Source organism: Bacteroidota bacterium (assembly GCA_016715945.1).
Taxonomy (GTDB): Bacteria; Bacteroidota; Bacteroidia; order Bacteroidales; family F082; genus JALNZU01.
Genome location: JADJXJ010000001.1, coordinates 1,897,349 through 1,909,557, shown reverse-complemented (window position 1 = coordinate 1,909,557; position 12,209 = coordinate 1,897,349). Strand labels below are relative to the sequence as shown.

General features: G+C 53.1%; 8 protein-coding genes. 3 read left to right on the top strand and 5 right to left on the bottom strand.

Annotation, left to right across the window (positions count from 1 at the left end):
* Nucleotides 1–49: 49 nt before the first annotated feature.
* Nucleotides 50–1,405: an NADP-specific glutamate dehydrogenase gene (gdhA, locus tag IPM52_07335; GenBank protein MBK9291423.1), complete on the bottom strand. Its 1,356-nt coding sequence runs from the start codon at nt 1,403–1,405 to the stop codon at nt 50–52.
* Nucleotides 1,406–1,544: 139 nt separating this feature from the next.
* On the bottom strand, nt 1,545–2,189 hold the full coding sequence (locus IPM52_07330; GenBank protein ID MBK9291422.1) for a response regulator transcription factor: 645 nt from the start codon (nt 2,187–2,189) through the stop codon (nt 1,545–1,547).
* A 523-nt stretch (nt 2,190–2,712) separates the two neighbouring features.
* On the opposite strand from IPM52_07330, the gene IPM52_07325 reads away from it, so the two are divergent.
* A complete protein-coding gene (locus IPM52_07325) occupies nt 2,713–5,793 on the top strand; it encodes a pyruvate, phosphate dikinase (GenBank protein MBK9291421.1) in 3,081 nt (1,026 codons plus the stop codon).
* A 91-nt stretch (nt 5,794–5,884) separates the two neighbouring features.
* Here IPM52_07325 and IPM52_07320 read toward each other — a convergent pair whose 3' ends face one another.
* Genes IPM52_07320 through IPM52_07310 form a run of 3 tightly spaced genes read right to left on the bottom strand, consistent with a single transcriptional unit; the run spans nt 5,885 to nt 9,436 of the window.
* A complete protein-coding gene (locus IPM52_07320; GenBank protein MBK9291420.1) occupies nt 5,885–6,682 on the bottom strand; it encodes an alpha/beta hydrolase in 798 nt (265 codons plus the stop codon).
* Nucleotides 6,683–6,694: 12 nt separating this feature from the next.
* Nucleotides 6,695–8,128: an aminopeptidase P family protein gene (locus tag IPM52_07315; GenBank protein ID MBK9291419.1), complete on the bottom strand. Its 1,434-nt coding sequence runs from the start codon at nt 8,126–8,128 to the stop codon at nt 6,695–6,697.
* Between the two features lie 12 nt (nt 8,129–8,140).
* Nucleotides 8,141–9,436, bottom strand: a complete 1,296-nt coding sequence (locus IPM52_07310; GenBank protein MBK9291418.1) for an aminopeptidase P N-terminal domain-containing protein — start codon at nt 9,434–9,436, stop codon at nt 8,141–8,143.
* 131 nt (nt 9,437–9,567) lie between these two features.
* On the opposite strand from IPM52_07310, the gene IPM52_07305 reads away from it, so the two are divergent.
* Both IPM52_07305 and IPM52_07300 read left to right on the top strand, forming a co-directional pair.
* A complete protein-coding gene (locus IPM52_07305) occupies nt 9,568–10,242 on the top strand; it encodes a succinate dehydrogenase cytochrome b subunit (protein ID MBK9291417.1) in 675 nt (224 codons plus the stop codon).
* Between the two features lie 16 nt (nt 10,243–10,258).
* Nucleotides 10,259–12,199, top strand: coding sequence for a fumarate reductase/succinate dehydrogenase flavoprotein subunit (locus IPM52_07300; protein MBK9291416.1), 1,941 nt, complete (start codon nt 10,259–10,261; stop codon nt 12,197–12,199).
* The last annotated feature ends 10 nt before the right edge of the window (nt 12,200–12,209 follow it).

Below are 12,209 nucleotides of genomic sequence, written 5' to 3'. Positions count from 1 at the left end.
TTTCCCGGCCGGATTTTATTGTCAGAATATCAATGCGTTAAAACTGTCATCAGACCAATCCCTGGGCGAGCATGGCGTCGGCTACTTTGACGAAGCCACCTATGTTGGCACCGTTCACGTAATTGATGAAGCCGTCGTCCTGTTTGCCATACTTTTCGCAGGTTTTGTGGATGTTGATCATGATTTGGTGCAAACGCGAATCAACTTCTTCGCGCGACCAGGAGAGGCGCAGTGAGTTCTGGCTCATTTCGAGGCCCGAAGTAGCTACACCGCCTGCATTGGCAGCCTTGCCGGGACCGTAAAGGATTTTTGCATGGAGGAATACGTCCACAGCCTCGGGTGTGGATGGCATGTTGGCGCCTTCCGACACCACGTAGCAGCCGTTTTTGATGAGCATGCGGGCGTCGTCTTCGTTCACTTCGTTTTGTGTGGCACATGGCATGGCCACCTGGCAGGGCACGCCCCACGGACGCTGGCCGGCATGATAGCTTGCTCCGGGATATTTATCCACATATTCCGCAATGCGGCCACGTTTCACATTCTTCAGATACATCACAAAAGCCAGCTTTTCGGCATCAATGCCATCCGGATCGTGGATGAACCCGTTGGAGTCGCTCAGGGTGACCACCTTTCCGCCCATCTGGGTTACCTTTTCTGTGGCGTATTGAGCCACATTGCCCGATCCTGAAATGGTTACCACCTTGCCTTTCAGGCTGTCGCCACGGGTTTTGAGCATTTCTTCGGCAAAATAGGTGGCGCCGTATCCGGTGGCTTCCGGACGAATGAGCGAGCCACCCCATTCGAGGCCTTTGCCGGTGAGCACGCCGGTAAACTCGTTGCGCAGGCGTTTGTATTGCCCGAACAGGTAACCAATTTCGCGACCGCCGACCCCAATATCACCTGCCGGCACGTCGGTGTCGGGTCCGATATGGCGTGCAAGCTCGGTCATAAAGCTTTGGCAGAAGCGCATCACTTCGTTATCCGATTTACCCTTGGGGTCGAAGTCGGAGCCGCCTTTGCCCCCACCCATGGGAAGGGTTGTGAGCGAATTCTTATACACCTGTTCAAATGCAAGAAACTTGAGGATGCCCAGGTTTACTGTGGGGTGGAAACGCAGACCGCCTTTGTATGGCCCTATGGCGCTGTTCATCTCGATGCGGTAACCGCGGTTTACCTGCACCTCACCCCGGTCGTCAACCCATGGCACACGAAACATGATCACACGTTCCGGTTCGACCATGCGCTCCAGAATCTTGTTTTCACTGTAAATCGGGTGTTCCTCAATGTAAGGAATCAGGGAGGCTACCACCTCGTGCACGGCCTGGTGAAACTCTATCTCCCCGGGATTGCGGGCGATCACCTTGGCCATGAATTCGTTCAGTTTTTTTTCCTGCAGGCTTGTCATAACAGTATTTTTTGGGTTTTGGTTTATGACATCAAACTTAGGCTGCAGGAAGGTTTGGCCCGATGACACCCGGTTAAAAGCAATGAGCCGGGGCCTAAGATTCAGTAAAACACTTAGCGCCCTGCCCGAAAAAACTTTTTCAAAGCGCGGTAAGGTTGTTGCGCAGGGCAAACTTGACCATATCCACCGAGGTGCGCAGGTTGAGCTTACGCATGATGTTGTTTTTATGGGTTTCCACAGTGCGGATGCTGATGAACAGCTTATCGGCTATCTCGCTGTTGGTCATGCTCTGGGCGAAAAGTTTGAGCACTTCGAGCTCGCGGGCAGAGAGGTTATGGTCGTTGATCAGGTCATCTTTTTCGTTGAGGTACTCCATGAGCACCATATTGCTGATGGTTTTCGAAACAAAGTCGTAGCCATGTCGAAGTGTAAAGATAGCTTCGATGAGCTCTTCGCGGTTGGTGTCGCCGGTGAGGTGGCCCCGGGCACCGGCCCGGATCAGGTTAAATATGAAATTGCCTATCGGAAACAACGAAAGCAGCAGCAGTGGCGATTTTACAAACCGCTCGCAAACTTGTCTCACCTGGCGCACGTAGTCAGGGTCGGGACGATAGAGCACCCACAGGATGATGTTTGCGGGCTGCGAGCCAAGCTGCTGTAAGGCCTGTTCAATGTGTGGCGACTGCAATACGATCTGTATTTCAGCAACATCCGCCAGCATTGCTGCAATGCCTTTACTCACAATAGGCTGCTCGTCGATGATGGCCAGACGGATAAGGTCCATAACTTTTTTGCCGGAGCTAATTTAGGTATTCTGGATTTTCTGTCCGAAACATCTTGTGTGGTAAGTATCAATTATTCGGCCCTGTGATGTGGCAAGGGATGTGCCAATGCTTTAACTTTGAGCATCCAACACGGCAGCCATGGCAAAGGAACCCAACATCATCGACAGGTACGAACTGCTGCGTGCGCAAAATCTGGAGCGGTTAAAAGAGCTGGCCATCCTCAACCGCACTTCGCATATTATCCGCGAGAACCGCAGTCCCGACGAAACGCTGCAGTACATTGCCATGATTCTCCCCGATGGTTGGCAATACCCCGAATACACCGGGGCGCGCATCATGTTCGACGACAAGTATTATCTCTCGCCCCGTTTCGAGCTTAGCCCCTGGCGGCAGCGACAGGATTTCAGCACCTTCGACGGGGTGCAGGGTTTCATCGAAGTTTCCTACAGCAAAGAGTTTCCCGAAGCTGGCGAAGGCCCATTCCTTCCCGAGGAACGCGACCTGATCATCAACCTGGCCAATATGATCAGTGGCTACCTCAACACCTATCGTGGTTTGCAAATCATTGAACGGCGTGTGGGGCAGGAGCCTTTGACCACCGAACGGGCCGAACCCCGGGCTCCGGTGCAGAGCCGCAAACTGCTTCAGCGATTTCTGAACAAAAACAACGCCGACCGCGACATTTACCACGACCTGATGACCTTCAAGGTCAAGGAAATACTGCTTATCTCCAATCTTTATGACGCGTTCAGCATCGAGCGCGAAGGACGTTTCTCGGAGCATGTGCTCGGGCACTACCATCAGCTCAACCTCACTGCCGTACCCCGGATCACAGGCGTGACCACCGAAGATGAAGCCTTCGAGATGCTTCACTCGAAATTTTTCGATCTGGTGATTTTCATGGTCAGTGTGGACAAGAAAACCCCGGTGGAGCTGAGCCGCAAAATCAAAAAGCAGTTTCCGAACCTTCCCATCTTCTTTCTGCTCAACAGCAATGCCGATGTGGCCTGGTTCAGCAGGGTGATGCGCGAGGTGCCCTCCATCGATCGCCTGTTTACCTGGAACGGCGACTCAAGCGTGTTCTTCAGCATGATAAAGATGGTCGAAGACCGGGTGAATGTGGTCAACGATACCCGTGTGGGCATGGTGCGGGTGATTCTGCTGGTGGAAGATTCTCCAATGTATTATTCACGTTATCTGCCCCTGCTCTATAAAACACTGATGGAGCAGACCCGCAGGATTATCGACGACGTCAGCACCGACGAGTTGTACAAGGTGCTTCGTATGCGGGCACGTCCAAAAATACTGCTGGCCGGCAATTATGAGGAGGCCTGCCGCATCATCGAAAAGTATCGCGACTATCTGCTCTGCCTGATCACCGATATCCGCTTCGAGCGGGGAGGGCAAACGGATGACCATGCCGGTGAAGCACTTGTGCAGTTTGCAAAACGTCTCCTTCCGGATCTGCCGGTCATCATCCAGTCGTCCGAACAGGAAAACGCTACCATTGCCTACCAATACAGGGCCACTTTCATCGACAAAAACAGCGATAGCCTCTCGCAGGATTTTCAGAGTTTTATCACACATTTTCTGGGTTTTGGCAACTTTATCTACCGCGACCAGTATGGAAACCAGATCACACAGGCGCGGTCGCTTCGCGAGTTTGAAGCCAAACTGCGTACCATCCCCGACGAATCGCTGATTTACCATGCGCAGCGCAACCATTTCTCGCTCTGGCTTATGGCGCGTGGCGAAATCAGGGTGGCCAAAATCCTCCATCCAAAGAAGGTTTCAGACTACAACAGCCCGGATGAGCTGCGCCAGGACCTGCTGCTGATGATACAGCAGTTTCGCAACGAACAGGACAGCGGCAAGGTGGTGCCTTTTGATGAGGATGCCATTGCCAACGAAAAAAACATTGTTTCGCTGGCCGAAGGAAGCCTTGGGGGCAAGGGTCGCGGTCTGGCGTTTATCAGCACCCTGATCAGCAATTACGATTTCAGTCAGCATGTGCCTGATATCCTGATCCGTACGCCAAAAACTTCACTTATAGGCACCGAAGAGTTCAGCCTGTTTCTCGAGCGCAACAAACTCCACGAACTGGTGTTGAACGAAACAGATTACGAGAAAATCAAGCTGGCTTTTCAGGCGGGCAAGCTCACCCCGACCCTGATGCGCCGCCTGCGCACCTTGCTCAAGGTGATCAACAAACCGCTGGCTGTGCGCTCGTCCGGCCTGTTCGAAGACAGCCTGGCCCAACCTTTTGCCGGCATTTTCGAAACCTATGTGCTGCCCAATAGCCATCCCGACATCGAAATGCGGCTCGAACAACTGGCCACGGCCATCAAACTGGTGTTTGCTTCGGTATATTCCAACACCGCCAGGGGGTATGTGCATGCCATCAATTACAAAATTGAACAGGAAAAAATGGCCGTGGTGATACAGGAACTGGTGGGAAAACAATACGGCAGGTATTATTATCCGCATGTGAGCGGTGTGGCGCAATCGTACAACTATTATCCTTTTGCGCACATGAAACCCGAGGAAGGCTTTGCCATTGCTGCCCTGGGTTTGGGAAAATATGTGGTCGAGGGACACAAGGCCTACCGGTTTTCGCCGCGCTATCCCACGCTCGAAATCAGTTCGCCCCGCGATCAGGTTAAAAACTCCCAAACCTATTTCCTGGCTGTTGATCTGGCATGCACCGAGCCCAATCTGCTCGAAGGTGATATGGCCGGTTTGGTGAGCCTCGACCTGAGTGTGGCCGAACAGCATGGTTCATTGCGCCATTGTGCATCGGTGTACGATCCCGACAACAATTCCATCTATCCCGGAATCAGCAGGCCAGGCACCCGTATCATCAACTTTGCCAATATCCTTAAGTACAATTACACCCCTTTGGCACAAACCATCGAAATTGTGCTCGATGTGGTCAAGGAGGCGCTTGGCTCGGCCGTCGAAATTGAGTGGGCGCTCGACCTGGATCGCGACGCGCAGGGCAGGTGCTCTTTTTATCTGTTGCAAATCAAGCCATTGCTGGGCAGCTCGGACGATTACACCATCAACACCGCCGAAATCAATGGCGAGGATGTGGTGCTCTACAGCGAGAAATGCATGGGCAATGGCATGATACGCGACATTCAGGATGTGATTTTTGTTGATAAGGCCGCTTTCGACAAGCGCTATACGGAAGAGATGGCTCGCGAGATTGACCAGCTCAACAGCCTGATGATGAGCGAAAGAAGGCCTTACATCCTCATCGGGCCGGGCCGCTGGGGTACGCGCGACCGCTGGATAGGTATTCCGGTGACCTGGCCGCAAATCAGCCAGGCCAAAGTGATTGTCGAAACCAGCCTCGAGGATTTTCCCCTCGATGCCAGCTCCGGCTCGCACTTCTTCCACAACGTAACCTCGATGAATGTGGGCTATTTCACTGTTCAACCTGAGCGTTCGGCTTCCTACATACGTTACGATGTGCTCGAAAAGCAACGCCTGATCAGGCAAACCCGTTTTTTCAGGCATGTCCGTTTTGCCGATTATCTCTCAGTGCGCATGGATGGGAAGAAGAACATTGCAGTGATTACCCGCAAGCCTGAAATCTAAAAATCTGCCCCTGCAACACAGCAAGGGCAGTTTGTGAACAGCCTGAAAAGGCTTTGTAAGTCAATGTATTAATGGTTTGCTCGGATAAACCTCATTCCCCGGCCAAACACCTTTTGGCAAAATCGCGCAAAACCGGCGCAATGGTATCGCCCGCTTCAACAAAACCCATGTGGCCAACTCCTTCGAGTAGAAGCACTTCCGCATGCGGCACTCTGGCTGCCTGTGTAAGAATACGTTCGGCAGGCATGCGGCTGTCGGCTTTGCCAAGGATAAAAAGCATCGGAAACTCCGCTGTGGGCAGCCAGTCGAGCTGGTCAGGACGGTCGCGCAGTCCGGCCATAGCCGAAGCCATGGTTTCGGTGGATTGCGACAAAGCCGTTGCCAGATGGTCGGCGGCCTCGGCAGGCACTGTTTTTCCGTACAATCCGGGTACAAAAGCCTTCACAAAGGCTTCCTTGTTGGTTTCGATCAGGGTGATGCTCTCGTTGCGTTTCAGCCTGGCGGCCTCGTCATCGCCCGCTGCCTGCGAATGAAAAAGCACCAGTCCGGCCAAACCGGCCGACATCTTTTCGGCAGCAAGTGCGAGTGCCACATATCCGCCCATCGAATGGCCGGCAACCACAAACTGACCCAGGCCAAGGTGTTTGATCAGTGCCGACACATTCCAGGCCATCACATTCATGTTGAGCTGGGTGTCCGGTTTCTGCGATTTGCCGAAGCCTGGCAGGTCGGGGATGATCAGCCTGAAATCGCCGGCCAGTTTGTGGGCAAAAGGCAGCCAGATTCTTCCGTCGAAAGGATAGCCGTGCAACAAAATCATGGCCGGACCGTTACCCACCTCCCTGTAATACAGCTTTTTGCCCTGATAGCTGAAGAAGTTCTCTTTCATGGCAATATGCTTTCAGAAAACGCCCGGCACCTTGATCCAGTCGCGCAATTGTGCGCAGGTGGCCTCAACGTCCTCTACGGTTTTCGGGATGGGTTTGCCCAGGATGCGGTGTCCGGTTTCGGTAACCAGCACATCATCTTCGATGCGTATTCCGCCAAAATCCTTGAATTTTTCTACCTTGTCGTAATTTACAAAATCGGTAAACCTGCCTTCGGCGCGGAATTTGTCGATGAGTGCCGGGATGAAATAGATGCCAGGTTCGTTGGTGAGCACATGGCCCGGACGGAGTTTCTTACCCATACGCAGATAGGCTGTGCCGAATTCTTTGGCTCGTTGGGTGTGTTCGTCGTAGCCCACGTAATTTTCTCCCAGGCCTTCCATGTCGTGCACATCCATGCCCAGCATATGTCCCAGTCCGTGGGGGAAGAACAGGGTATGTGCGCCTGCGGCCACGGCATCTTCGGCATTACCTTTCATCAGTCCGAGGTCGATCAGCCCCTGGGCGATGATGCGGGCGGCGAGAAAATGTGCCTGGCGGTATTCAATGCCCGGCTTCATGAAAGCAATGCTTTCGTTTTCGGCTTTGAGCACGATCTCATAAATTTCGCGCTGACGGGTGTCGAACTTCCCTCCCACGGGTACTGTGCGGGTAATGTCGCTCGAATAGAGCGAGGGCATCTCGCAGCCGGCATCCACCACCAGCATGCGCCCGAGGCTCAGGGTGTTGTGGTGATTGTGGTTGTGCAGGGTCTGTCCGTCCACACTCAGAATCACAGGAAACGAAACCGGACCGGCCAGGGCCAGGGCAATGCCTTCGATGGTGCCTGCAATTTCCTGCTCCACCATGCCGGGTTTGGCCATTTTCATGGCTGTGGTATGCATGAGCCAGGCAATATCTATGGCTTTTTCTATCTCGTTGATTTCCAGCTGGTCTTTTATTTCTTTCAGACTAACAACAGCTTTGATCAGTTCGACGCTTGCCGCAGCACGTACCTCATGTGCGGGAATATCAAGCAACTGGCCAAGGTGAATCATCAGCTTGCCCCGGTAAGGAGGCAGGAAATGGATGCGTCGCCCCTGGCTGCGTGCTTTTTGTACAAAAGCTTCCAGTTTGTCGTAGGTTTGTGTCTCAGCCACACCCACGCCGGCTGCCAGTTCGGTCATCGAAGGCTGCGGACCCATCCAGATGATGTCGTCAATGTCCACGTCGTTGCCAAACAAAATTTCTTCGCCCGAATCGAAATCAATCCAGCCAGCAAGGCCGGGCATGTGCAGGCCGAAAAAATAACTGAAATGACTGTCCTGACGGTAGTGGTAGGTGTTTGCAGGATAGTTGAATGCGGCATCGGGATTGGCCGGAAACAGTGCAATGCCCGAAAGTCCAAGGTTTTTGAGGCGTGCACGGCGCGTGGCGTAAACGCTTTTGTCGAAGGGTAATGCTTTCATATGTATGTGGTATTAATGTTGATTCATCAGGGTTTCTATTTCATCGGGTTCAAGCGGAATGTCCTCCATCAGATCGACGGGCTGGTACTGGGTGATCAGCAGGTCGTTTTCGATTCTGATCCCGATTTGTTCGTCGCGGATGTAAAGGCCTGGCTCGAAAGTGAGCACCATGCCCGGTTCGAGTGGCTGGTGACGCAGGCCCGGATCGTGCACATCGAGGCCAAGATGATGCGTCACGCCATGCATCAGGTATTTGCGGTAAAAAGGGGCGTCGGACGATTGTTTCCTGACGTCGTCCGGCGTGAAAAGTCCCAGGCCGATCATCTCGCTTTCCATCATGGTCAATACCTCTTTGTTTATTTCGTCGATGGTACGGCCAGGCACAAAAAGCGACCTTCCCTGCCTGAAAACGCGTAGAACTGCCTCGTAGCATTGCCTTTGCCTGGGGCTGAACCTGCCACCCACCGGGATGGTCCGGCTCAGGTCGGCAGAATAATTACCATATTCGGCGCCAAAGTCGAGCAAAAGCAGTGCGCCGTCCTCGAGTTTGCAGTTGTTATCGTTGTAATGCAGGGTGCATGCATTGGCGCCGCCGGCCACAATAGGTGCGTAGCCCATATGTGCGCAGCCCTGCCGGGCCAGACTCTGCCGGATCAGCATCTCCACCTCAGCTTCGTTCATGCCGGCACGGGTGTGTCTGAGCACCTGCATAAATGCCTCTCCGGTTATCCGGCAGGCGGAGCGGATGAGCTCAAGTTCGGGAGCTTGTTTGATATTGCGAAGCTGCAAAAGCAAGGGGTAAAGCCTTTCGTATTTCTGCAAAGGATAGTTCTGCCTGATTTGCAGGACGAATCTGTGGTCCTGTGGTTCATCCTCCGGCCGGAATTTCGTGTATTCATTGCTCAGCATGAACACAGCGCTCGCATAGGCCATACACTCGTGCAGAATGGTTTCGAACTCACTTGTATGATGCACACGTTCGATGCCGGAGACCTCCCTGGCTTCCTGCACTGTAAGCATGTGCCCCTCCCAGGTGGCTTTCACCGGATCGTAAGGTGGAATGAACAGCAGTTCGCGTGTTGCGGGATTGGGGCTGTCAGGAAAAATAATTAGGTAAGCCGTGTCGAAAGCCAGACCGGTAAGCCAAAAGAAATTCGACTCCTGCCTGAAAGGGTAATATTGGTCGCCATTGCGTGGCACAGGCAGGGCCGAGCGCATCAGCACCATAGCCCCGGAGGGCAGCAGCGAAACCAGCCTGCTGCGATTCGTCCGGAACAATTCGTTAGGTATCCTGGGAAAAAGTTTCATCCTGGAGTAAATTCTTAGGGTAAAAAAACGTAGGTAATTTTCTACATTTGTTAACCCGTTTCTGACAAAAATACGACGATCGGATTTACCAAAATGCCGTTTTGTTTGTTTAACAGCAAAAACCGACACATATGAGCAATCTTGGGCTAAAGTATGCCTCCATTACCAAAAAAATCATCATGGGTCTGATGGGCTTGTTCCTGTCCAGTTTTCTGGTGGTTCACCTGTCCATCAACCTGCTGATCCTGTTCGACGAGGATCGTTTTCTGTTCAATCAGGCCGCCCATTTCATGGCCACCAATCCGGTTATCCAGACTTTTCAATGGGTGTTGTTCCTGGCTTTTGTGGTGCACATCATCCTGGGCATTGTGCTGCAGATTCAGAACTGGATGGCCCGCCCGGTGCGATACAATGTGAAAGGCTACTCGGAGCAATCGTTTTTCTCCAAGTACATGATTCACACCGGCATGGTAGTTTTTATCTTCCTGATTATCCACTTTGCCAACTTTTTCGTTAAAGCCAAGTTTGGAATGGTTGACCAGATAACCTATGGCAACGAAACCTTTGACGATCTTGGGATCCTGATAGTCAACCTCTTCAAGGATGGATATTATGTAGCCTTTTATGTAGTGGCCATACTTTTGCTTGGTTTTCACCTCGAGCATGGTTTTCAGTCGGCCTTCCAGTCTCTGGGGCTCCACCATCCGGTGTACACGAGATGGATCAAAGCTTTTGGTACCTTGTTTTCCATTGCGATCACCCTTGGTTTCATTACCATTCCCATTGTGATTTATTTCTTCCGTTAAGAAAAAGCTACGCCATATGACCAAACTCGATCCTAAAATTCCAAAAGGCCCCCTGTCGGAAAAGTGGACCTATTATAAGACCCATCAGAATCTTGTGAGTCCGGCCAATAAGCGCAAGCTCGACATCATTGTGGTTGGTACCGGACTCGCCGGTGCCGCGGCTGCTGCCAGCTTTGGCGAGATGGGCTTCAACGTATTGTGCTTTGGCATTCACGACAGTCCGCGCCGTGCCCACAGCATTGCAGCCCAGGGCGGCATCAATGCGGCTAAGAATTATCCCAACGACGGCGACAGCGTGTACCGTCTTTTTTACGACACCATCAAGGGAGGCGACTACCGTGCACGCGAGGCAAACGTATATCGACTTGCCGAGGTGAGCAACAACATCATCGACCAGTGTGTGGCCCAGGGCGTGCCCTTTGCCCGAGAGTATGGAGGCTTGCTCGACAACCGTTCGTTTGGTGGTGCCCAGGTTTCCCGAACCTTTTACGCACGCGGCCAGACAGGACAGCAGTTGCTGCTTGGAGCCTACAGCGCTCTGAGCAAAGAAGTGGCCAAAGGCTCGGTCAAGATGTACACCCGGCACGAATTGGTGGACATCGTGATTATCGAAGGTCGGGCACGTGGTGTGATTATGCGCAACCTCATCACCGGAGCGCTTGAGCGCTATGCCGCTCATGCGGTGGTGCTGGCCACAGGTGGCTACGGTAATGTGTTCTTCCTCAGCACAAATGCCATGAACTCCAATGGCAGCGCTGCATGGAAAGCCTACAGGCGTGGCGCCTTTTTTGCCAACCCCTGCTTTACGCAGATCCACCCGACCTGCATCCCGGTGCACGGCGAATACCAGTCGAAACTCACGCTGATGAGCGAAAGCCTTCGCAACGACGGCCGCATCTGGGTGCCCAGGGATAAGGAAGATGCTGAAAAAATACGCAAGGGATTGCTCAAACCTACCGATCTGCCAGAAGACAAACGCGACTACTTCCTCGAACGGCGCTATCCCGCTTTCGGCAACCTGGTGCCACGCGACGTAGCATCACGGGCAGCCAAAGAGCGTTGCGATGCCGGCTATGGCGTCGGCAATACCGGCCTGGCCGTGTACCTCGACTTTGCCGATGCCATCAAGCGCCTGGGTCGCAAGGTGATCGAAGCGCGCTACGGCAACCTCTTCCAGATGTACGAAAAGATTGTGGATGAGAATCCCTACGAAACACCCATGATGATATATCCCGCAGTGCACTACACCATGGGCGGGCTCTGGGTTGATTATGAGCTGCAGACCACCATTCCGGGTATGTTTGCAGCCGGCGAAGCCAACTTCTCCGACCACGGCGCAAACCGCCTCGGCGCCTCGGCCCTGATGCAGGGTCTGGCCGACGGATACTTTGTGCTGCCCTACACCATGCAAAACTACCTTGCCGACCAGATCAGGGTGCCGCGCTTCAGCACCTCGCTGCCCGAGTTTGAAGCTGCCGAAAAGGAGGCTAAAGACCGCATCGAAAAACTGCTGGCTGTCAACGGCAAAAATACGGTGGACAGTTATCACAAGAAGCTGGGGCTGATCATGTGGGATTACGTGGGGATGGCACGCAACCGCGAAGGGCTCATCAAAGCCATAGGCCTGATTCAGGAACTCAGGGCCGACTTCTGGAAAAACGTCAAAGTTCCCGGTACCAACGAAATGCTCAATCCAGAGCTTGAAAAAGCCATGCGGGTGGCCGACTACCTGGAGCTTGGAGAGCTTATGGCCCGCGATGCGCTGATGCGCGAAGAATCGTGCGGCGGCCACTTCCGCGAGGAATACCAAACACCGGATGGCGAAGCCCTGCGTAACGATAAGGATTTCTTCTTTGTAGCCGCATGGGAGTTTGCCGGCGACGACAAAGAACCCGTCCTGCACAAGGAACCCCTTGTTTACGAGTTCACCGAAGTGAAACAACGCAACTACAAATAACTCATCTGCT

Coding starts and splice junctions, on each gene's coding strand:
- gdhA (MBK9291423.1), bottom strand. CDS start 1,405: ATGACAAGCCTGCAGGAAAAAAAACTGAACGAATTCATGGCCAAGGTG.
- IPM52_07330 (MBK9291422.1), bottom strand. CDS start 2,189: ATGGACCTTATCCGTCTGGCCATCATCGACGAGCAGCCTATTGTGAGT.
- IPM52_07325 (MBK9291421.1), top strand. CDS start 2,713: ATGATCAGTGGCTACCTCAACACCTATCGTGGTTTGCAAATCATTGAA.
- IPM52_07320 (MBK9291420.1), bottom strand. CDS start 6,682: ATGAAAGAGAACTTCTTCAGCTATCAGGGCAAAAAGCTGTATTACAGG.
- IPM52_07315 (MBK9291419.1), bottom strand. CDS start 8,128: ATGAAAGCATTACCCTTCGACAAAAGCGTTTACGCCACGCGCCGTGCA.
- IPM52_07310 (MBK9291418.1), bottom strand. CDS start 9,436: ATGAAACTTTTTCCCAGGATACCTAACGAATTGTTCCGGACGAATCGC.
- IPM52_07305 (MBK9291417.1), top strand. CDS start 9,568: ATGAGCAATCTTGGGCTAAAGTATGCCTCCATTACCAAAAAAATCATC.
- IPM52_07300 (MBK9291416.1), top strand. CDS start 10,259: ATGACCAAACTCGATCCTAAAATTCCAAAAGGCCCCCTGTCGGAAAAG.